The 20,450-nt window shown below is 58.2% G+C and carries 18 protein-coding genes; 12 read left to right on the plus strand and 6 right to left on the minus strand.

Annotated elements, in window-relative coordinates; all coding sequences use genetic code 11:
• Positions 1 to 16 precede the first annotated feature (16 nt).
• From cas8c to cas6, 3 genes are all read right to left on the minus strand, one after another.
• A complete protein-coding gene (gene cas8c, locus ACYVAC_RS14955; RefSeq protein WP_461098548.1) occupies positions 17 to 1,579 on the minus strand; it encodes a type I-PGING CRISPR-associated protein Cas8c/Csp2 in 1,563 nt (520 codons plus the stop codon).
• Entirely contained in the window at positions 1,576 to 2,295 is a 720-nt protein-coding gene (gene cas5p, locus ACYVAC_RS14960; protein WP_461098549.1) for a type I-PGING CRISPR-associated protein Cas5p, read from the minus strand. The genes cas8c and cas5p overlap by 4 nt, the downstream gene beginning before the upstream one ends.
• A gap of 154 nt (positions 2,296 to 2,449) precedes the next feature.
• Positions 2,450 to 3,256 carry a CRISPR-associated endoribonuclease Cas6 gene (cas6, locus tag ACYVAC_RS14965; RefSeq protein WP_461098550.1) on the minus strand — a complete coding sequence of 269 codons (807 nt, stop codon included), beginning with the start codon at positions 3,254 to 3,256 and terminating at the stop codon, positions 2,450 to 2,452.
• 144 nt (positions 3,257 to 3,400) lie between these two features.
• Between cas6 and ACYVAC_RS14970 the strand changes: the two genes are divergently transcribed.
• Complete coding sequence (locus ACYVAC_RS14970) at positions 3,401 to 4,417, plus strand: helix-turn-helix transcriptional regulator (protein ID WP_461098551.1); 1,017 nt, start codon at positions 3,401 to 3,403, stop codon at positions 4,415 to 4,417.
• On the opposite strand, the gene ACYVAC_RS14975 is transcribed toward ACYVAC_RS14970, so the two are convergent.
• Positions 4,399 to 4,716: an antibiotic biosynthesis monooxygenase family protein gene (locus tag ACYVAC_RS14975; protein ID WP_461098552.1), complete on the minus strand. Its 318-nt coding sequence runs from the start codon at positions 4,714 to 4,716 to the stop codon at positions 4,399 to 4,401. The genes ACYVAC_RS14970 and ACYVAC_RS14975 overlap by 19 nt on opposite strands.
• Before the next feature lie 81 nt (positions 4,717 to 4,797).
• Here ACYVAC_RS14975 and ACYVAC_RS14980 point away from each other — a divergent pair, with 81 nt between their 5' ends.
• The gene (locus ACYVAC_RS14980; protein WP_461098553.1) at positions 4,798 to 5,739 is read left to right on the plus strand and encodes an NAD(P)/FAD-dependent oxidoreductase; all 942 of its coding nucleotides are present in this window, start codon (positions 4,798 to 4,800) and stop codon (positions 5,737 to 5,739) included.
• Between the two features lie 86 nt (positions 5,740 to 5,825).
• On the opposite strand, the gene ACYVAC_RS14985 is transcribed toward ACYVAC_RS14980, so the two are convergent.
• A complete protein-coding gene (locus ACYVAC_RS14985) occupies positions 5,826 to 7,724 on the minus strand; it encodes a M1 family metallopeptidase (RefSeq protein ID WP_461098554.1) in 1,899 nt (632 codons plus the stop codon).
• Between the two features lie 269 nt (positions 7,725 to 7,993).
• Here ACYVAC_RS14985 and ACYVAC_RS14990 point away from each other — a divergent pair, with 269 nt between their 5' ends.
• The 6 genes from ACYVAC_RS14990 to ACYVAC_RS15015 all read left to right on the plus strand — a co-directional run bounded on the left by ACYVAC_RS14990 (position 7,994) and on the right by ACYVAC_RS15015 (position 14,717).
• Positions 7,994 to 9,817, plus strand: a complete 1,824-nt coding sequence (locus ACYVAC_RS14990) for a family 43 glycosylhydrolase (RefSeq protein WP_461098555.1) — start codon at positions 7,994 to 7,996, stop codon at positions 9,815 to 9,817.
• 28 nt (positions 9,818 to 9,845) lie between these two features.
• The gene (locus ACYVAC_RS14995) at positions 9,846 to 10,895 is read left to right on the plus strand and encodes a saccharopine dehydrogenase family protein (RefSeq protein WP_461098556.1); all 1,050 of its coding nucleotides are present in this window, start codon (positions 9,846 to 9,848) and stop codon (positions 10,893 to 10,895) included.
• A gap of 74 nt (positions 10,896 to 10,969) precedes the next feature.
• A complete protein-coding gene (locus tag ACYVAC_RS15000; RefSeq protein ID WP_461098557.1) occupies positions 10,970 to 12,202 on the plus strand; it encodes an MFS transporter in 1,233 nt (410 codons plus the stop codon).
• A gap of 106 nt (positions 12,203 to 12,308) precedes the next feature.
• Complete coding sequence (locus ACYVAC_RS15005; protein WP_461098558.1) at positions 12,309 to 13,859, plus strand: serine hydrolase domain-containing protein; 1,551 nt, start codon at positions 12,309 to 12,311, stop codon at positions 13,857 to 13,859.
• A gap of 95 nt (positions 13,860 to 13,954) precedes the next feature.
• Positions 13,955 to 14,239 carry a hypothetical protein gene (locus ACYVAC_RS15010; RefSeq protein ID WP_461098559.1) on the plus strand — a complete coding sequence of 95 codons (285 nt, stop codon included), beginning with the start codon at positions 13,955 to 13,957 and terminating at the stop codon, positions 14,237 to 14,239.
• Between the two features lies 1 nt (position 14,240).
• On the plus strand, positions 14,241 to 14,717 hold the full coding sequence (locus ACYVAC_RS15015) for a PIN domain-containing protein (RefSeq protein ID WP_461098560.1): 477 nt from the start codon (positions 14,241 to 14,243) through the stop codon (positions 14,715 to 14,717).
• On the opposite strand, the gene ACYVAC_RS15020 is transcribed toward ACYVAC_RS15015, so the two are convergent.
• On the minus strand, positions 14,714 to 15,007 hold the full coding sequence (locus ACYVAC_RS15020) for a putative quinol monooxygenase (RefSeq protein WP_461098561.1): 294 nt from the start codon (positions 15,005 to 15,007) through the stop codon (positions 14,714 to 14,716). The two genes, ACYVAC_RS15015 and ACYVAC_RS15020, sit on opposite strands and share 4 nt — an antisense overlap.
• A gap of 90 nt (positions 15,008 to 15,097) precedes the next feature.
• Here ACYVAC_RS15020 and ACYVAC_RS15025 point away from each other — a divergent pair, with 90 nt between their 5' ends.
• The 4 genes from ACYVAC_RS15025 (at position 15,098) to ACYVAC_RS15040 (ending at position 20,341) form a co-directional block, all read left to right on the plus strand.
• The gene (locus tag ACYVAC_RS15025; RefSeq protein ID WP_461098562.1) at positions 15,098 to 16,069 is read left to right on the plus strand and encodes an aldo/keto reductase; all 972 of its coding nucleotides are present in this window, start codon (positions 15,098 to 15,100) and stop codon (positions 16,067 to 16,069) included.
• 72 nt (positions 16,070 to 16,141) lie between these two features.
• Positions 16,142 to 16,828, plus strand: a complete 687-nt coding sequence (locus tag ACYVAC_RS15030; protein ID WP_461098563.1) for a response regulator transcription factor — start codon at positions 16,142 to 16,144, stop codon at positions 16,826 to 16,828.
• Positions 16,825 to 18,099: a sensor histidine kinase gene (locus ACYVAC_RS15035; protein ID WP_461098564.1), complete on the plus strand. Its 1,275-nt coding sequence runs from the start codon at positions 16,825 to 16,827 to the stop codon at positions 18,097 to 18,099. The genes ACYVAC_RS15030 and ACYVAC_RS15035 overlap by 4 nt, the downstream gene beginning before the upstream one ends.
• A 55-nt stretch (positions 18,100 to 18,154) precedes the next feature.
• On the plus strand, positions 18,155 to 20,341 hold the full coding sequence (locus ACYVAC_RS15040; RefSeq protein WP_461098565.1) for a TonB-dependent receptor: 2,187 nt from the start codon (positions 18,155 to 18,157) through the stop codon (positions 20,339 to 20,341).
• Positions 20,342 to 20,450 lie beyond the last annotated feature (109 nt).

Consider the following 20,450-nt stretch of genomic DNA (forward strand, 5'->3'; position numbering starts at 1 on the left):
TTGAAAAGTTATGAGTTTATTCCTGTGCGTCTGATTTACCTTCCATCTTTTCGGGCTGCGATTCAACAATGTCAGAGGAATCATCCGGGTCTTTGGGTTCGTACTTGTTGCGTAATCGTGAAAAGGCAACAAGCAGATTTTTTGCCTGATCGAGTGTGATGCTACCGGCGGCTGTTTGCTCCATAAATAAGCTCCCTTCTTCGGGCGCATCCATACCCGACAAGCGGCCCGCACGGGTAATCGCCTGAGCGATAAGCGCATCACCGGATTTAGCGGCAAACGTCGAGCTTTCCAGTTCGACCAGCACCTTCGCCTTCTGCTTGCGAACGTCATCCTTTGTGGCGTCCTCTTTATAGTCTTTAGCTACTCTGTAAGCTACGTAATTCAACCACCGTCCTAAGGCTTTGGCAGATTGTACTACGTCGGGATGTACACGTTCCATTTTATCAAAATAAGTGGTAAACAAAACACTGGTTTTATGTGGGTATTCGGCGCGTTGAGCCAGAAAATCACGGAAGGATACCCGATTGAATTGCAATAGAAAACGAGCTGTAAACAAATCGAGAACCTGATAGTCGTTTCTGTTGTCAGCGGTGCGTGGGCCTGCATTCAACAGTTCTGTATAGAACAGACTATCAACGACTTCACTAAGCCGATTTTCTTTGGCTAAATCAACGAGGTAGTGGTTATAGCGGAACGACTGCGCTTTACCGTAGCTGATGACATACATCTGCGCTTGTTTCAGACTTTCGAGCACATCTATAGCCCAGGGCGTATCTTCTGCTTCTTTAGCCCACGCTCCAATGGACCCTAGTAGGGCTACGGGGCCGAGCGCACTACTTCGAGGTGCATGAGGGAAATTGCCGTCATAGATTTTGGGTCTCAACGGGCTCTCTTTTATAACTTCCCCCTTCTTATTCTTTTCCTGAAATACGCCACCTATCATTGCGCCATCCTGCTGTAGATAGCGGGCTCGCATCATTTTGAAAAGCTTGACGAACCGAACTGTATCCTTGATCGAATCGAAGGCAGGAATGATAGTTGTGTTGCTACGTTCTGTCTTACCTTGCGAGTACGTTTTATAAGCCATAGCAGGCTTGATAGATGTAAGCGAAGTGAGTAAGGCAAAAGCATTTTCTGCTATTGAAAGTGCTGGCTTGCCCCGACTAGCAGTGGCTCCAAAACTAAGATATTCACCAGACGTTGGCGTTGATGACATGCTGGCCTTTGTCATTTTATTCAGATTCACTTTGCCATCATTCTTTGCCTGCTCGCTCTTCACATCGGCGATCCAGTCGGCGCAGCTTTTCAGCAGATTGCCAGCAGCTTTGTCTGATGCGATAACGCTTGGTGCCAGGAAAACACCGTTACCCGTGTCCCCTTTTACCTCGTCACAAAAGCCAAATTTCACTGAACGCATTCCAACAAACGACGTAGTTGGTTTCATTCGAAAATCCAGTAACGCTTTTTCTAACTCACGTATCAGAGCCGATACATTTTCGTTGAGAGAAATGCCCTCCTCAAGATTAGTTTCGGCCAAAAACAGTGCGTAGCCATAGTGCAAATAAGGGTGTGTCATAGCCGTTCTATTTGAATATCAACCCAGCCGTCATTCGTGCCGAGATAAGCTAAGTTGTTGTCGTACAATGCTTCTTCCAGCCTCGTCAACAGGTTAACTGCTATATCAAGTTTGAGTGTATATGTACCCTCTGTTATCAGATATTCCCGTGTGGCCAGTGTCGTGTAATACAGGGGAAACGAGCCTATTTGAGCAGTGAACAAGTCTCCCAGTGCTTTTTTAGTGGGCCTGTCCGGCTTATCTGGATCACGTTCGATGAGCCGTTTACGTCTGACGATGTCAATATCTTGATTTACACTACCATTAGCGTGAACTGGATTATCGCCCGCATCAGTACGCCGGAATGCTTTCTTCCACAAGTCATCAAGATGGGTTACGGGTGGTACAAGCGTCAGGTCAATGTCAAAAAGGTGGTAGAGTAGCGGCAAGTAGCCCGACTTTGACTCAGACCGCTCGAACCTGACTTTATCTTTACCTTTCTGTTTTTTCTCGAAGGCTTTTGCTATATCTTTAAAAAGGCGTTCTCGGTCCTTCACACCAAAATGAAAGCCCAGCACATTTTCAAAGAGGCCGCACAACTGGTGCTTTGAAGGAGCGGTAAGGGTTTTATAGTACGACCCAGGAACTTCATCAACCATTGAATAAGGGGCCAATGGCTGAATTTTTATCTTGCAGTTTGTACGTTCACTATTTTGAATAATAAATGATATATCCATTCAATTTCTTTTTTTGAAAAATTGATTAAACATTGCCATACTATGGCGAAGAGAACAAAACAAACGCGACTGGGTAAGTACGCTACAGCAGAAGAAGCTGCGAAGGCTAAGAACGCACCCCTAATTGCGCTGCTGGAAAAGCTGGACGTCAAGGTTAAGTCGTAGCCACCGCCCCGAACCCCTCGGCATTGTACCGGCCTACGCCGGCCAGCACGGCGAGTTCCAATAGATCAGTCGGGCCGCTTAGCTCGAACTGGAAGCCGTAATACCCCCGAACGCGCGTCTCGGCCCGCGAATCTTCCTTAATCGTTACCAGACGGGATTTGGGCTGGGCGGCATTCCGCTCCAGGCGACCCGGCATAAACCGGTACGTTAGCGCATCGTCGCCATACTCCGCCACACTGGCAGCAACCGGTATGCTGCCCCACTTGGCCAGCAGGTTCGTACAGAGCAGCGAACCAAACCGATCGTCGGTGGGGTGCAGGTACTGATCCAGACCACGCTCGTCTTTCTCCGCGATCACGACCGGCGACAATGTCCGTAGCCGAACCGTGGTCGACCCGATATCAACCGGCACCGATTCGACCCGCTCGATCAGGAACTCGGCCCGGTGTTTGGGCGTAGCAATCACACAACGCTGATCCTGAAACAGGCCCATGATGAAATGCTGAGCTGCTTTGTCGACATAAAAGCTGACAACCCATTCGATATGGGGCGAGTTGACCCACAGCCCCCCCGCCTGTACATCGACGCGGGCACCGGGCATAATCAGATCGGAAAACGTGAAGAGCTTGAACCGGCGCGTGCTGGAGTAGGTGTAGCCCTGCCCGTGCAGAAAATCGGCGTACTGCCGGTCGGCATCGGCCAGTACGGCATAAATGAAAGCGCTGAGCCGGTAGGCGTAGTTGAACGGTACCAGGGTTCGGCTGGCAAGTGGCCGAAGAAATAAACGAAACTGCATACGAATGTGGGTGCGGATAGCAGGTATGTAAGTATGAATATCTCTTTTTTACTCCCGGCCGGACCGCGATTGATCGAACGGTCGTAAAAGTAGCCGGGCCGGGTGCAATCTTTCTGCCCGCTTCGGCTATCCACCCATTTTTTTATGCCCCTAAGCAAAAACCAACAGCAACGCCTGCTGCGCATCAACGACCGGCTCAACCGCTGGGGCGGCAAAGGCAGTACAGCCGCCGAACTGGCCACGCTACTCGACGTGAGCATCCGAACGATCAAAGACGACATTGCGGAGTTAAGGGCCGTCTATAATGCGCCCATCGGCCATGCCCGCGCAAGGGGTGGTTATCATTACACGCAGCCGTTCGACCTCGGCGCTCAGATTACGCTCACAGCCAGCGACCTGACCGCATTACACACGGCGGTCGCGACGCTCAATCAGTTCAGGAATCTATCTGTGTTCGAGGGTCTGCACGGTACCGTCGATAAAATCGACAAAGCCGTACGCTTCCGGGCCGACAACACCACGGCGTTGAGTCAAGCCATTCTCTTCGAGTCGGTTCCGTATACACACGGCAGCCACTGGATCAACCTCTTTCTGGAAGCCATTCGTACCACAAGTCTGGTCGCATTCGACCATCAGCGCTACGATACCGAGGTAACCAAGCATCATCAGCTGTTTCCCTACATCGTGAAGGAACACCGCAACCGCTGGTATGTCGTTGGCTGGCATCCAGCGTATCAACAGATACGGGTGTTCGGTCTGGATCGTATCCTGCCAGATTCAGCCTGCCTGGTCGACACCACCGACTGTCCACCCGCGTTCGATGCCGCAGCTTATTTTCGGCACGCGCTGGGCGTAGTCGTCAACGATGCGCCCGTCGAAACGATTATTCTGTCGTTTACCCGGCAGCAGGGACTCCACTTCCGGGCGCAGCCCCTGGCGCCCTTTCGGGAACAGGATGTACTGGTGGATACCGAAACAGAACTGCGGGTCAGGCTCAGCCTGATTATCAACGATGAATTAGTGATTGAACTGGCCCGGCTGGGTCATCAGGTGCGTGTGCTGGAGCCGCCCCAACTGATAATCCGCCTGATGGCACATCTCCAGCGAGCGCTCGATCAGTACGCAGTAATGCCCCCCGCCAATCAAATCGTAAACCCGTAATCGCGTTCTACCAGACAGATGCGGGTTTTATAGGCCGTGTACCACTGCGCCCGTCCGGTTTCCTGCGCGATCTGGTGGTCGGCCTGGCGTTTCCAGGCCCGAATGGCATCCAGACTTTGCCAGTACGAAACCGTAATACCAACCCCATCGCGCGCCGACTCGACGCCCAAGAAACCGGGCTGCCCCTGCGCCAGTTCGACCATGCGGGCAGCCGTGTCGGCATACCCATCGAGTACGTCGGTGCGGATCGATGTGAAAATAACCGCGTAATAAGGCGGGGCGGGCGTTGCAGCAATCATGCAGCAAAATACCATAAATGTCTATCGGCAGGGAACGGTTTTTAAATGCAACATTGTTGCATTTAAAAACCGACTCGACGCATGCCCGACAACGCTACACCAATTTCTTTTTCAGATACCCCGTTCGACGCCGTTGTGGTAGGCGGCAGTACCGCCGGCCTGAATGCGGCCCTGCTGCTGGGCCGGTCGATGCGCCGGACGCTGGTGATCGACGCCGGGAAACCCTGCAACCGCACAGCCCCCCATGCCCACAACCTGCTCACCCGCGACGGCATTCCGCCCGATCAGCTCCTGAGCCTGGCCCGCGAACAGGCACTGCACTACCCTACCATCTCGCTCCTGACCGACACCGTGCTGACTGCCGAAACCGGCCCGACCGGTTTCGTACTCACCACCGCCGGCGGCCACCGGCTGCAAACGCGCAAGCTCTTGCTGGCTACGGGGGTTCAGGACGAACTGCTGCCCATTCCGGGCTTTGCCGAGTGTTGGGGGCGCTCGGTGCTGCACTGTCCCTACTGCCACGGCTACGAGGTACGTACCGATCGGCTGGGGGTGCTGGCCAACGGCCCGATAGCGGCCGATATGGTCCCGCTGATTCATCACTGGAGCCAACGGCTCACGCTGTTCACCAATGGCCCGGCCACGCTCACCCAACCGCAGCGACAGCTGATCGATCGGCTGGGGGTGCCCCTGATCGAAACGCCGGTAGCCGCCCTGACGCACCAGACGGGCTACCTCACGGCACTGCACCTGACCGATGGTACCAGCCACCCGCTCGACGCCCTGTTTAGCCGGGTTCCATTTCGGCAGTCGGGCAACCTGGCCGAACAGCTGGGCTGCGCCCTGACCGAAACCGGCCTGGTGCAAACCGATGCCTACGGCCATTCGACGGTGCCGGGCGTCTGGGTCGCGGGCGATGCCAGCAGCCCCATGCGCTCCCTGTCGGCGGCCGCAGCCGCCGGAGCAGCCGCGGCCGCATTCCTCAACCGGGCCCTCATCAGCGACGATCTGCCTGTGTCTTAAGCCAGATTCAAACAAAAAAAACGGGGGCGCCATCGTCGTGGCGCCCCCGTTTGGGGTATAGATTCGTGCACTCGATAGCTAGCTATCTACTTAGCCGCCCAGGTATTGTTGGCAACATCGGCATCCATAAAAATGCCGCCATCGGCCTTGATCGACTTCAGCGCTTTGGTGATGGGCAGTTTGATAACGGCCCGGGCCGGATTAGCCTGCCAGATCGCGGACGACTGGTGCCGCGTTTCGGTGGTGCCGTCGGCGAAGGTCAGCAGCAGATCGGTGGGTGCCGGAAAGCCGCCGATGTTTTTAAGCGTCACCGTTGCCGTTTTGCCCGTGGTGGCTACCGACTCGATGGCCATGTCGATATAGTGGTTGGTGAAGTACCAGCTGTTCCAGAACCAGTTGAGGTCTTTACCAACGCCACTGTTGAAGCTGAAAAACATATCCCAGGGGGTGGGGTGCTTGCCGTTCCAGCGGTCCATGAAGGTGTGCAGCCCCTTCCGAAAATCGGCATCGCCCAGCATATCTTTCAGCGCCAGGTAGCCGAGGGCGGCTTTCCCGTACTCGTTGTTGCCCATGGCAGCCCCACTCAGCACGTTGGCCGGGGTAATAATAGGCAGATCCTGCTCAGCCGACGGGTCGCGAATCCAGCCCGTTACCCGAAACTGTTTAAACATGTTTACAGCCGCGTCTTTACCCATGTCGGCCTGACCGATCAGGTGTTCGAGCGCTGTGGCCCAGCCTTCGTCCATGAAGCCGAAGCGAGTTTCGTTGATACCCATGTAGAACGGAAACCAGGTATGCGCTATCTCGTGCTCGGCCACAAACCGGGAAAAATCGAGGTTGCTGGTCGTGGCGTCGTTGACCATCATGGGATACTCCATATCGGCAAAGCCCTGCACGATGGTTGTTTTCGGGTACGGATAGGCTACGCCCGGCCAGTTGTGCGAAAACCAGTCGAGGGCGTGCTGCCCAAAGCCAACCATGGCGTGAAAGTCCTTGGCATCGTCCAGAAAAGCCGCCTGTACGCTGGCCCGCCGGCCTGTACGCTTGTCGACCACCACGCTGGCTCCATCCCACACGTAATGATTGCTGATGCTCAGCGCCATATCGGGCACGTTGGCAGCGCGCCAGTGCCAGCTGTTGGTGGCCTGCGCCCGGGTCACGTTGCCCGCAGCCAGATCCTGCGCCGTGGCAATGTGGACGAGCGAATCGGTTTTCATCGACGCCCGCAGCCGCTGGGCAAACATGGGCTGAAGCACCTCATCGGTGTTGACCAGATCACCCGTCGACCAGACGATGTAGTTGCGGGGCACGGTCACTGTCAGGTCATAGTCGTTAAAATCGCTGTAGAACTCCTGCGCGTCGGTAAACGGCATGCGGTCCCAGCCCTGGTAATCGTCGTAAACGGCCACCCGGGGGTAGAAGTAAGCGAGGTAGAACGTGGTCGAATCGAGCACGCCTTCCCGGCCGCTTTCTTTCGAGAGGTCGTAGTGCCAGCTGATGTTCAGCTTCACCGAATCGCGGGGCAGCAGGGCTTTGGTCAGCGGTACCCGGTGGCTGGTGTTCCGGCCGGCTGCGGGCCACTTTTTATCGACGCTGTTCTCGGCGTAGCTATCAATGTGGATACCGTCGGTCAGGTAGTCGTCCGATACGGCCCCCTGCCGGTTGGCCCCCGGCTGGTGAATATTCATGAACAGCTTGAACGTCAGCGACTGCAGTGTATCGGGGCTGTTGTTGATATAGGTAATGGTTTCGACGCCCTGAATGGTGCGGTTGGGGGGGGTGGCCGTGATCCGGATGGTATAACGGGCTTTGTTCTGCCAGTAGCGAGCGCCCGGTTTGCCATCCATGGCGCGGGTGCCTTTCTGGTACGCCTTGGCTACGTTGCGGGGCATGTAGAGCGACTGGGCCGATGCCACCGTAAGGCTTAGCAGCAGCAGACTGGCCAGCAGCGAAACAGATCGTAGGCGGGTGGGTGTTGATGTCATGGTAGCAGGAATACAGACAATCGGATCGCGGCAACACCGCTAATCCGGTACAATTTACAAGCGGGAAGGTACGATCGAAACCGGCCCGGCGCCCAGCAGATTGTGATTAATGGCAAGCGCGCCCCCGCCCGATGGGTAACAATTGGCTCGGGCCGGGGTTAGTCGGATAGTTTATAATCCTGGCGCGATTTTCTTGTACCTTGCTCCGATAATTAATCCCGCCGTCTGCCCAGGTTCGTCAGGCACGACGTTACGGAGCCCCTCTCCCCATGAAACCACCTGTCTTTGTCTGCCTGCTCCTGCTGTTTGTCCGGCTCCCGCTCACGGCCCAGCCGACGACCTACTGCAATCCCATGGACATCAGCTACCGCTACAACTTCGAGCAGCTGAACGAGAAGGTATCGTACCGCTCGGGAGCCGACCCGGTGATCATCAACCACAAGGTGGGCAACAAACCCGGCGAGTACTATCTGTTTGTGACTATTCAGGGCGGCTGGTGGCACTCGACCGATCTGGTCAACTGGCGCTACGTGGTGCCCGACAAATGGCCCATGGAAGATATGTGTGCCCCCGCAGCCCTGTCGGTGCGCGACACGCTCTACCTGTTTCAGAGCACGTTCGAGCAGCGCCCCATCTTTATTTCGACCCAGCCCGACAAAGGAAAGCTTACGTTCTACAACCGCTGGCTGCCGCGCCTGCCCAAAGACATAGGCCCGTGGGATCCGGCTCTCTTTCACGACGACGATACCGACAAATGGTATATGTACTGGGGCTCGTCGAACGTCTATCCCATCTTCGGCGCCGAGCTCGACAAAAGCCGGAACCTGACCTACGCGGGGCCCGAACCTGCCAAAGCCTACAAGGCCATGTTCTGGCTCGACCCCTATCAGCACGGCTGGGAACGCTTCGGCCCCAACCACGCCGACTGGGTAAAGCCCTTTGTCGAAGGGGCCTGGATGACCAAGCATCGGGGCAAATACTACCTGCAGTACGGCGCTCCCGGCACCGAATACAACGTCTACGGCAACGGCACCTACGTCGGTACCGATCCGCTCGGGCCGTTTACCTACGCGCCCTACAACCCCATTGCCTACAAACCCGGCGGCTTTGCTACCGGCACGGGCCACGGCAATACCTTTCAGGACAACTTCGGCAACTACTGGAACACCGGTACCACCTGGATTGGGCTAAACTGGGGCATGGAGCGCCGGATTATGATGCACCCCGCCGGTTTCGACAAAGACGATCAGCTCTACGTAACCACGCGCTTCGGCGACTGGCCCCACAAACTGCCCACCCGGCAATGGCAGGATCGCGAAGAGCTGTTTGCGGGCTGGATGCTGCTGAACTATAAAAAACCCGTTACGGCATCATCGACCCTCACGCCCACCGGCGCCGACTCCATCCGGGCGGGGTTCGTGGCCGACGAAAATCCGCGCACGTTCTGGGTGGCAGCTCAGAACCGGCCCGGCGAAACGATTACCAGCGACCTCGGCGCACCCGCCGATATCCGGGCCGTGCAGGTCGACTACTTCGACTACAAGCTCGACATCTACGACTCCGACTCGACGGTCTACACCCAGTTCAAAATCCTGACCTCACTCGACGGGCAATCGTGGACGGTGGCGGCCGACCTCACCAACCAGCCCAAACGCGACCGGGCCTGCGCCTATGTCGAACTGCCCCTGCGCGATGGCCGGCCCATTCGGGCGCGGTATGTCCGGTACGAGCATGTGTACACGGCGGGCCGGCACCTCAGCATCAATGCCTTCCGGGTGTTTGGCAACAGCCTGGGCAAAGCACCCGCCACGCCCGGCCGGCTGGTGGCCAAACGCCAGAAAGACCAGCGCAACGCCGACCTGAGCTGGGAACGGGTACCAGGCGCCGTGGGTTACAACATTCGCTGGGGTATTGCCCCCGACAAACTGTACCAGACTTACCAGGTGTGGAACGACCAGCCCAACACCCTTGAGCTGCGGGCGCTCAACGTGGGCGTTCCGTATTACTTCGCCATCGAAGCCTTCAACGAAACCGGCGTTTCGCCCCTCAGTCCGGTGCTTGACGATGGATCGGGCCTGGGAACCAAACCCTGATCAACAGCACCTTCTGACCATTACCCCGTTGAAAACAAACTTCCTGATTTACGGCGCCTATGGCTATACCGGCCGGCTGATTGTCGAACTGGCCGTTAGCCGCGGTCATCAGCCCGTCGTGGCCGGCCGCGACGCCGACAAAACCCGCGCGCTGGCCGGGCAATACGGGCTCCCCTACTTCGTCTTCGACGTAACCGATACCCCCGCCCTGACGCGGGCCCTGACCGACGTGCAGGCGGTGCTGCACTGTGGCGGTCCGTTCGCGCTGACGGCACCGGCCATGGTCGAGGCCTGCCTGCAAACCCAAACCCACTACCTCGATATCACGGGCGAAATCGAGGTGTTTGAGCATATGGCCCGGCAACACGATGCGGCCCTGGCGGCTGGCATTACGCTGCTTCCCGGCGTTGGTTTCGACGTGGTGCCTTCCGACTGCCTGGCGCTGCACCTGAAGCAGCGCCTGCGCGACGCTACCGATCTGCAACTGGCCTTTAAAACAACGGGTGGTTTGTCGCGGGGAACGGCCCTGACCGCGCTGCACAACGTCCACCGCCCCGGCATGATCCGGCGGGCCGGGTCGCTGACACCCGTACCGGCGGCCTACGAGGTGCGTCAGGTAGCCTTCGACGGGCCACCCGAACCCGCCGTTCTGCTGCCCTGGGGCGATGTGTCGACGGCCTTTTACAGCACGGGCATCCCCAACATTCGGGTGTTCATGGCGCAGTCGCGCGGGGCTATCCGGCTCATGAAGCTGATGCGCTACGCCAGCGGAGCGCTGCGCGTGCCGGCCGTCCGGTCGTGGCTGACGGGGCTCATCAACCGACGGGTGACGGGGCCGGCACCCGAGGTGCGCCAGGCGGAGCAATGCTACCTGTGGGGGCAGGTGTCGAATCCGGCGGGCTACGCCATTCAGGCCACGCTGATTACGCCCGAAGCCTACCACCTGACGGCCCAGACAGCCCTGCTGGCTACCGAGCGCGTGCTGGCCGGCACCACCAAACCCGGTTTTTTTACACCAGCCTCGGCCTTCGGCGCCGATTTCATTCTGCAGATTTCCGGCACAACACGGCCCGCCTGACACCAAACCCGGCAGGGCTAAAAACTCCCTGACCCGATGCCCCGATAACGCGCACGCGCCGGTACCTTTGTGGTATGCCCCAACCCCCTGCCCGAACCGACCGCCGACTGCTGCACATCTACGCCATTATCCTGATCGACGTAATTGTTGGGTCGGCCGTTGGGCCCATTCTGCCCCAGTTCGTAAAAGGTCTGCCGCAGCCCCAATTGTGGCTGGCGGCAGGTACGGCCCTGTTTCTGGGCGTCCAGCTTTTTTCGGCACCCCTGCTGGGCAAACTGTCTGACGGCTACGGCCGGCGGCCCATTTTTATTGTTTCGGCGATCGGTACCTTTCTGGCCGACTGCCTGCTGCTGCCCGTTCGGGTGGGCTACTACTTTGCCAACCGCACCAGCGACGGCATCACCAACGGCATGTACGCCACGGTCCGGTCGGCCATTACCGACATTTCGCCCGGCGAACAGCTGTTCCGGAATCTGGGCATTGAAGGCTCCATTATTTCGCTGGGTTTTGTGGTGGGGCCGGCCGCGTCGGGGTTGCTGCTGACCGCGTTCAACGTGGTCGAGGGCGATCAGGCCCGAACCGTGGCGCTGATGGCCGTGGTGCTGTCGTCGGTCAATATGGTGCTGAGCTGGACCCTGCGCGAAACGCACCCCAACCCGCCCGGCGTGTCGACCGAAACGCTCAAAACCGAGCTTGTCCAGAGCCTGAACGTACAGAAACTCTGGTCGCGGCTGACGCTTAAAAACCAGCAGCATCCCGGCCTGAAAACCCTGGTGCTGATGCAGCTCTTTCTGACCCTCAGCATCGGCTACTACAACTACATGGTGGCATTCATGAGCCTGGGCGCGCTGCAGATGGACGCCCGCGACATCTCGTATTTCTTCATGTTCTTTGGCGGGCTCAGCATTGTGATCAGCTATGTATTCTACGCTTATATCGCCGACCGTATCAACCAGCAGCGGGCCATTTTCTGGCTAGCCCTGCTGGGCGTACCGGTGCTGATGGCCTACGGGCTCGTGGGTTCGTCGATACTGGCCCTTTACGTGGTGGTGGCCATCGACTGCATCACGCTCTCGCTGATTCAGGGGCTGATCGAAGGGCTCATGGCACAGCGTACCGACGACAGCGACCGGGGCGAAGTGTTCGGCATCAACCAGGCGTTGCAGGGGCTGGCCAGTTTTGCCACGACAGTGGTTTTCGGCGGGCTGTCGCTGCTCGATCTGCGGCTGCCGTTCGGCTGGTTTGCGGGCTGCCTGGCCGTGGTGGCCTGGCTGGCCTGGCGTCGCGACACCGTCACGTCGGCCTGAAGGCCGGCGTGGTCAGCGGGCCGGCGCGCATCCCTTCTTCGGCCCGCGGGCTGCAATCCTGTGCAAAAACCGCTATGTTCGTTTTTTTACAATCGGCTTGTTCCTCATGCGCATCGCTTCCTTTTTCGGTTTTTCCCTGCTGTCAGGCAGTCTGGCCCTGGCCCAGCCCATCCCTCAACCCGTCGCGACCTACCAGCCCCCCGTGTTTACCGACGCCAGCCGACGAAGTAAACTCGAACAGGCCTGGCCCGTGGTCGAAAAAATGTATCAGGACTATGCCGCCAAAAATCACTTTCCGGGGCTTGTTTTCGGGCTGGTGGTCGATGGGCAGCTGCTGAAAGCGGGCAGCACTGGCTTTACGAATCTCGACCAGAAAACGCCGGCATCACCGACATCGCTTTTCCGCATTGCCTCGATGACCAAAAGCCTGACGGCCATGGCCATTCTGAAGCTGCGCGACGAAGGACGCCTGCGGCTCGACGACCCCGCCGAGCAGTACGTTCCTCAACTGAAGAAACTACGCTACCTCACCGCCGACGCCCCCCGCATCACCATTCGCCACCTGCTGACCCACGCGGCTGGTTTCCCGGAAGACAACCCCTACGGCGACCGGCAGCTGGGCGACTCCGAAGCCGACCTGACCAAACTGATCGAAGGCGGTATTTCGCTGTCGAACGCGCCGGGCGTAGCCTATGAGTATAGCAACCTCGGCTTTGTGCTGCTGGGGCGCATCCTGACCAACGTGTCGGGCAAGCCTTACCAGCAATACATTACCGAGTCGATTCTGAAACCGCTGGGCATGACCCATACCCGCTGGGAGTATGCCGATGTGCCGGCCGATAAGCTGGCTCATGGTTACCGCTGGGAAGCCGGACAGTGGCGCGAAGAAGCCCTGCTGCACGACGGCTCGCACGGCGCCATGGGCGGGCTTATTACGTCGGTCGAGGATTTTGCCCGCTACATGGCGATTCACCAGCAGGCCTGGCCCCCGCGCAACGGCGCCGAAACGGGACCGGTTCGTCGGTCGAGCATCCGCGAAATGCAGCTGCCGGCCAACTTCAGCAGCCTCAACAGCGCCTTTCGGTACCCGTCGGGTCGCGCCTGCGCCATGACCAGCAGCTACGCCTACGGACTGCGCTGGAGCCACGACTGCCAGGATCGTACGTACGTGGGCCACACGGGCGGACTGCCTGGCTTCGGCAGTCAGTGGTGGATCATGCCCGACTACGGCATTGGGGTGATGGCGTTCGGCAACCTCACCTACGCCAGCATGAGTCCCATCAACTGGGCCGTTATGGATACGCTGGTGTCGATGGCGGGCCTGACGCCCCGGCAGCTGCCCGTTTCGCCCGTACTGGCCCAGCGCAAAGCCCAGCTGCTGACGCTACTGCCCGACTGGACCGGGGCCGAGCAAAGCGGCATCTTCGCCGAAAACTTCTTTCCCGACCAGTCGGTTGCCCTGCGCCGGCAGGCAGCAAAAACCCTGTTCGACGAGATCGGCGCCATCAAAGCCGTGGGTGAGCTGCTGCCCGAAAACCAGTTGCGCGGCACGTACCGGATTACCGGCGAACGGGGGGCTATCGACGTGTTCTTCACCCTCACCCCCGAAGTGCCGGCCCTGATTCAGCAACTCGACCTGCGTCTGGTGAAGCGTTAATTATACGTAGACATCGGTACGAATTCTATCTGGAACTTGTGCCAATGTATCATTAGTTTAGCATGGACATAGAAAACGCTACAACTCTATCTGTTATGCTTTCGGTTAAAGAAGCCGCCCACAGTGCATTGGCCTTCTACAAAGACATTTATCCTGATATACAGGGGGAATTAATCGAAGAAGTAGAACTTGACGCTGAACGTCGCAATTGGCTGATAACACTCAGTTTTCCTGTAAAAGCGGACCAAAAAAATCCGCTCACCGTTTCGAGTATTTTAACCCCACAATTCGAACGACAATACAAATTATTTAAAGTGAGCACTGATGATGGACACGTTGAATCGATGAAGATAAGGGTACTCGGAAATGACCCTAACTGACTTGAAAAAGGCGCGCGGGCTTCTTATTGATACCAACCTGCTGGTCCTGTTAGTGATCGGATCGATAAGCGAAGCCGCTATTGCAGGAAACAAACGTTTGAGCGCTTACACCACGTCCGACTTTAGACTATTACTTTCTTTTGTAGAACAGTTCAGTACGCTTTTTACAACACCACATATTCTAACTGAGGTTAGCAATCTTATCGGGTGTGAAACGAAGCAACAGCGGCAAGGATTAGAAATCCTGAAACTACTGACTCAGCGAATGGAAGAACTGTTACCAGCGAGTAACGAAACGATGAGTAGCCACTCAAAAAGCTATCTGAAATTTGGGTTGAGTGATGCATCTATACACCGGGTTGCCGCCGATAACCTGTTCGTATTGACCGACTACCTGAATTTCTGCTATTACTTACAGGGACAAAACATCCTGGCTCTAAATTTCAATAATCTGCGTACAGATTACCTGCTTCATTAAACCTCCTCCAGTTGCTCACCCGAAAAGGCAATGGGTTTTTCGGCAAACAGGGCTTTGGTAGCGGCCCAGGTGGTGCGAAATAGCTCGCTGTGCCGGTAGGCGTCGAGGGCTTCGGCCGAGTCCCAGAGGCTGTAGGTCATCCGGACGGCGGGGTTGTCTGGGTCCTGCAACAACGCGAGGTGCCGGTTGCCGGGGAACGCCCGGATGTGGTGTTTCGATGCGTCGAAGATGGCGTGAAAATCGGCCAGCCGCCCGGGCTGGAACGTCATACGAACGATTCGGATAAGCATGGGCCGTGAACTTAGTTGGTGGTTCGTGGTTTGTGGTCTGTAGTTGCTGACGCACAAACTACGAACCGCAAACCACAAACTAAACCCTTCATGAATTACCGCACATTTGGCCGCACGGGCTGGAACGTTTCAGAAATTGGTTACGGCATGTGGGGACTGGCCGGCTGGACAGGCTCCGAGCGCACCACTGTCGACCAGGCCCTCGACCGCGCCATTGAACGGGGCTGTAACTTCTTCGATACGGCCTGGGGGTATGGCGAAGGCCTCAGCGAACGCATTCTGGGCGAGCTGCTCAAACGCAATCCCGACAAGAAGCTCTACGTAGCCACCAAGATTCCGCCCAAAAACCGAATCTGGCCGTCGAAACCCCAGTTTGAACTGAACGACGTCTTTCCGGCCGACTACATCGTCGAGTATACCGACAAAAGCCTGCAAAACCTTGGCCTAGACACCATCGACCTGATGCAGTTTCACGTCTGGGAAGATAACTGGGCGCAGCGCAGCGAGTGGCAGGAAGCTATCCAGAAACTGACCCAGCAGGGCAAAGTGCAGGCCTGGGGCATCAGCATTAACCGCTGGGAGCCCAACAACAGCCTCGAAACCCTGAAGACGGGTATGATCGACGCCGTTCAAGTGATCTACAACATCTTCGACCAGAATCCCGAAGACCAGCTCTTCCCGCTCTGCCGCGAGCTGAACCTGGGCGTGATTGCCCGCGTACCCTTCGACGAAGGCACGCTTACCGGCACCTTCACGAAAGAAACGACCTTCCCCGCCGATGACTGGCGCTCGACCTACTTCGTTCCGGAAAACCTCAACAGCAGTGTCGACCACGCCGACGCGCTGAAGCCGCTTATTCCGGCCGGCATGACCATGCCCGAGATGGCCCTGCGGTTTATCCTGAGCAACCCCGACGTACACACCACCATACCCGGTATGCGCCAGCTCCGCAACGTCGACGCCAATACGGCCGTCAGCGACGGGCAGGGCCTGAACCCCGATCTGCTGCGCGAACTGAAAGGCCACCGCTGGGACCGTACCCCAACCGAGTGGAGCCAGTAGGCTCGTTTATTTTTCGTAGTTTGCTGGTCGCAGGCAGGTCGCCCGGCCAGCAAACTACGAACGCTGAAGCCCATGAAGATTTTGCTGGTCGACGATGAACCCGCGCTGCAGGATGCCATTCGGCAGTATCTGGAAAGCGAAGGCTTTATCGTGACGGTAGCCCCAACCTACCAGCTGGCGGCCCGGCACGCCCACGACTACGCGTACGACTGTCTGGTAGTCGATCTGATGCTGCCCGATGGCAACGGCCTCGATCTGGTGCGTGAACTGAAGGCGCGCCGGTCGCCGGCAGGCATCATCGTGATCACAGCGAAAGACGCCCTCACCGACAAGCTGACCGGGCTGGACGCGGGCGCCGACGATTACCTGACCAAACCCTTTCACCTGCCCGAACTGAACGCCCGGCTCCGGGCCGTGCTGCGCCGGCGCCTGTTCGACGGGCAGGTGCGGGTCGATGCCGGGCTGCTTACGCTCTGGCCCGATCAGCAGCGGGTCAGCGTGCGCAACAACGACCTGAAACTAACCGGCAAAGAATACGAGCTGCTGCTGTTTCTGGTTACCAACGCCGACCGGCTACTGTCGCGGGCAGCCATTGCCGAGCATGTCTGGGGCGACGCCATGGATATGGCCGACTCCCACGAGTTTCTGTATACGCACGTCAAGAATCTGCGCCGGAAACTGATCGCAGCCGGGTGCCCCGACTACATCCAGACCCGTTACGGTGCGGGTTACCTCTTCACTACCCAGCCAGCCGCATGAGCCTGCTCAGCCAAACGGCCCGCTACCTGCTGCTGTCGGCACTGGCCCTGGCGCTGCTGGGTTCGGTTGGCTTTTATGTGCTTATTCACCGCACCATTCGCCACGAGGTCGATGAGATGCTCGACCACGACGTTCGGCGGGTGGCGCAGCAGCTGCGGCAGCTACCGCCGGGTGCCCCCATTGCGCCCGCCCTGGGCAGTTCGCTGCGCATCACGGCCAGCCCCGGCCCCCGCCCGCCTGCCTATGCCGACCGTGAGCTGCCCAACCCGCTGCGCCCCGAGCAGCCCATTCCGTTCCGGCAGCTGCAGCAGACCGAGTTTGTTTACGGACGCTGGTACACCATTCAGCTGCAGCAACCCTACGACGAATTCGACGAACTGACCCGCATCATGTCGGCTGGGGTTATTCTGGGTTTTCTGCTGCTGATGTGCGCGTCGGTAGTGCTGGGGCTCAGTCTGTCGCGCCGGCTCTGGCGGCCGTTTCACGCCACCATTGCCCAGCTGGGTGCGTTTCGGCTCGACCAGCCGACTGAACTCGCCCTGCCGACCAGCCGGGTGCAGGAGTTCAACCTCCTGAATCAGTCGCTGGGCGAACTTACCCGGAAGCTGCGCCGGCAGTTTCTGCTTCAGAAGCAGTTTACCGAAAACGCGTCGCACGAGCTGCAGACCCCGCTCGCCATTGCCTCGGCCGAACTCGATATGCTGATGCAGTCGGAACGACTGGCCGAACCCGACTGGCAGCATCTGCAACGGGCTACCGACGCGCTCGGTCGGCTCAACCAGCTCAACCGATCGCTGCTGCTGCTGACCCAGGTCGAAAACCAGCAGTTTGCCGATGCCGAAGCGCTGAATCTGAGCGATCTGCTGCCCGCTCTGCTGGCCGACTACGCCGTTTTTTTTCAGCACCGGCAACTCACCGTCAGCCAGTCGCTGACACCCGGCGTCCTGCTGCGGATGAACCGGCAACTGTTGGGGGTGCTGCTGACCAACCTGCTCAAGAATGCGGCCCGCCACAGCACCGAAGGCGGACAGGTGCGGGTTGTACTGACGCCCGACTACCTGCTGGTGAGCAACAGTGGCGAACCCCTTCCCTTCGCCGAAGAGCGTTTGTTCGGCCGGTTCGTGAAACATCCCGCCCGCCCCGACTCGACCGGCCTTGGGCTGGCCCTGGTCAGGCAGATTGCCCAGCGCTATGCCCTGCCCATTGTTTACCAGTATGACCGTGCCGCCCAGACCCACACCTTCACGCTGGGGCTGCACCCCGTTGCCTGATCGTCAGGATTGCTTCAGAATTGCGCCGTAGACTTGCGCCGAAAGCAACCATCTTATGAAACGCTGGATTTTCGTTACGGGCCTGTTCCTGGCGCTCACGCCCGCCCTCGCCCAAACCACCCGATACGTTCGGGTCGAAGACAGTCTGACCCGGCAGCCGGTCATCGGCGCTACGGTGCGCACAACGGTTAAACCCGTGGTGGGTGCCGTTACCGATGCCACCGGCCACGCCCAGCTGCCCATATTGCCCAACGGCACAACTACGCTCACCGTCAGCGCCGTCGGCTACGAGTCGGCCCTGTTTTCGCTCGGCACGGCCGATACGCTGGTGTTCCGGCTGCACAGCGCCGATGAAGCCCTCGATGAGGTAACCGTAACGGCTACCCGCACCAACTCGCGCATCGACGATCTGCCGATCAAAGTCGAGGTGCTGGGGCAGGCAGATATGGATGAGGAAAGTGCCGTGGTGCCCGGCAACGTGAGTAGTATTCTGGGCGACATCTCGATTATTCACGTGCAGCGCACCTCGGCGGTAAACGGCAACCAGGCCATCCGGATGCAGGGCCTCGACCCCAAATACACCCAGATTCTGCGCGATGGGCTGCCCCTCTACGAAGGCTTTTCGGGAAATCTGGGCGTGCTGCAGATTCCCCCGCTCGATTTAAAGCAGATCGAGGTGGTGAAAGGCTCGGTGTCGACGCTCTACGGCGGGGGCTCCATTGGCGGCATGATCAACATCGTCTCGAAAACGCCCACCTCGGCGAAGCCTGAGTTTACGGCCCTCATCAACCGGTCGGGTCTGAAAGAAAGCAATGGCAACGCCTACTACGCGCAACAGTACGGTAAAATGGGGCTGACGCTCTTTACAGGCTACACAAACCAGCAGGCCGTGGATGTAACGGGCGATGGCTATACCGACAGCCCCATGATCCGGCAGTTTACGATACACCCGCGTTTCTTCTGGAACCCCACCGACCTGACGCGGCTCAACGTAGGGTACTCCTTTACCAAAGAGCACCGCGAAGGGGGGTACCTGCCCGCCCTCGACGGCACGCAACCCACTGCCTACCAGAACATAACCGACCTGCAGCGCCATACAGTCGACTTCAACGCCAGCCACACTACCTCGGCCAGCAATGTCTTGTCGCTGAAGGGGGCCTTCAGCCAGTTCCATCGTCAGAATACCGATTATCAGAAACTGTCGGACGGCAACCAGTCGTCGGTGTATCTGGAAGCCAACGACCTGATCCGGGTTGGCAAACAGCAGTTGATTATTGGCGGAAACCTGACAACGGAAACGTTCCGCAAGAACCCCGACAGCACCCGGCTCGTCGATTACACTTACCAGACAATTGGCGGCTTCGTGCAGGACGACTGGCAGGTGGGCGAGAAAGTAGCCCTGCAGGCCGGGCTGCGGCTCGATCACCACAATACCTTTGGCAATTTTCTGCTGCCCCGGTTATCGGTCAAGGTGAAGCCATCGGATGCCTGGACGGTGCGTGTCAGCGTCGGTACGGGCTATAAAACGCCAAATCTGTTTGTCAACCAGACACCCGGCCAGCCCAACGTCAGTCTGATCTTTCCGCGGCTGCTGCCAATCGATGTCAGCGTGGTCAGGGCCGAGCGGTCGGTAGGTACCAACATCGACATTGCCTACACCCGATCGTTCGAGAGCGGCCTCTCGGTGCAGGTCGATCAGGCATTTTATTACACCCACATCAATTCGCCCGTGGTTTCGGCCTTCGCCAGCACATCGGGCACGCTGGGCGCTTATACGCAGCTGATCAACGCGCCCTACAACGTATTCAGCCTCGGCACCGACACCTACGTCCGGCTCGAATACCACGACTACGAACTCTATCTGGGCTACAACCACACGCTCGCCCGGCGGGCCGGCAGCACCGACAACTCCTATCTGCCGCTGGCTCCGCAAGACAAGTTTTCGACCACGCTGGCGTGGGAAGATGAGCACTTCCGGTTTGGGATCGAGTCGAGTTACGTGGGATCACAGTACCTCTACAACAACCAGAACGTGGCCAATTACTGGTTTTTCGCGGGCGCTGCCGAGTACCACTACAACGAACACTGGCGGCTGGTACTGAACGCCGAAAACCTCTTCAACGTGAAGCAGGCCAACTACGAAACGGTGGTTACGGGTCCTGTCACCCAGCCCACGTTCCGCCCCATCTGGGCCCCGCTCGAAGGCCGCATCATGAACCTCGCGCTGAAATACACACTGTGAGAAGAAGGGAGTTGGAGGGTTATCGAGTTGGAGAATTATCGAGTTGGATGGTTGTAGGGTTGGAGAGTTATAAAGTTTGCTAGTCGCAAGGTTGGATGGTTGTAAAATT

This window comes from Spirosoma luteolum, from assembly GCF_054778875.1.

Bases quoted from the DNA above. Each gene is read 5' to 3' on its own strand.
- ACYVAC_RS15020 (WP_461098561.1), bottom strand. From the start codon at position 15,007: ATGCTTATCCGAATCGTTCGTATGACGTTCCAGCCCGGGCGGCTGGCC.
- cas8c (WP_461098548.1), bottom strand. From the start codon at position 1,579: ATGACACACCCTTATTTGCACTATGGCTACGCACTGTTTTTGGCCGAA.
- ACYVAC_RS14980 (WP_461098553.1), top strand. From the start codon at position 4,798: ATGCCCGACAACGCTACACCAATTTCTTTTTCAGATACCCCGTTCGAC.
- ACYVAC_RS14990 (WP_461098555.1), top strand. From the start codon at position 7,994: ATGAAACCACCTGTCTTTGTCTGCCTGCTCCTGCTGTTTGTCCGGCTC.
- ACYVAC_RS15005 (WP_461098558.1), top strand. From the start codon at position 12,309: ATGCGCATCGCTTCCTTTTTCGGTTTTTCCCTGCTGTCAGGCAGTCTG.
- cas5p (WP_461098549.1), bottom strand. From the start codon at position 2,295: ATGGATATATCATTTATTATTCAAAATAGTGAACGTACAAACTGCAAG.
- cas6 (WP_461098550.1), bottom strand. From the start codon at position 3,256: ATGCAGTTTCGTTTATTTCTTCGGCCACTTGCCAGCCGAACCCTGGTA.
- ACYVAC_RS15030 (WP_461098563.1), top strand. From the start codon at position 16,142: ATGAAGATTTTGCTGGTCGACGATGAACCCGCGCTGCAGGATGCCATT.
- ACYVAC_RS15000 (WP_461098557.1), top strand. From the start codon at position 10,970: ATGCCCCAACCCCCTGCCCGAACCGACCGCCGACTGCTGCACATCTAC.
- ACYVAC_RS14985 (WP_461098554.1), bottom strand. From the start codon at position 7,724: ATGACATCAACACCCACCCGCCTACGATCTGTTTCGCTGCTGGCCAGT.
- ACYVAC_RS15035 (WP_461098564.1), top strand. From the start codon at position 16,825: ATGAGCCTGCTCAGCCAAACGGCCCGCTACCTGCTGCTGTCGGCACTG.
- ACYVAC_RS14975 (WP_461098552.1), bottom strand. From the start codon at position 4,716: ATGATTGCTGCAACGCCCGCCCCGCCTTATTACGCGGTTATTTTCACA.
- ACYVAC_RS15010 (WP_461098559.1), top strand. From the start codon at position 13,955: ATGCTTTCGGTTAAAGAAGCCGCCCACAGTGCATTGGCCTTCTACAAA.
- ACYVAC_RS14970 (WP_461098551.1), top strand. From the start codon at position 3,401: ATGCCCCTAAGCAAAAACCAACAGCAACGCCTGCTGCGCATCAACGAC.
- ACYVAC_RS15025 (WP_461098562.1), top strand. From the start codon at position 15,098: ATGAATTACCGCACATTTGGCCGCACGGGCTGGAACGTTTCAGAAATT.
- ACYVAC_RS15040 (WP_461098565.1), top strand. From the start codon at position 18,155: ATGAAACGCTGGATTTTCGTTACGGGCCTGTTCCTGGCGCTCACGCCC.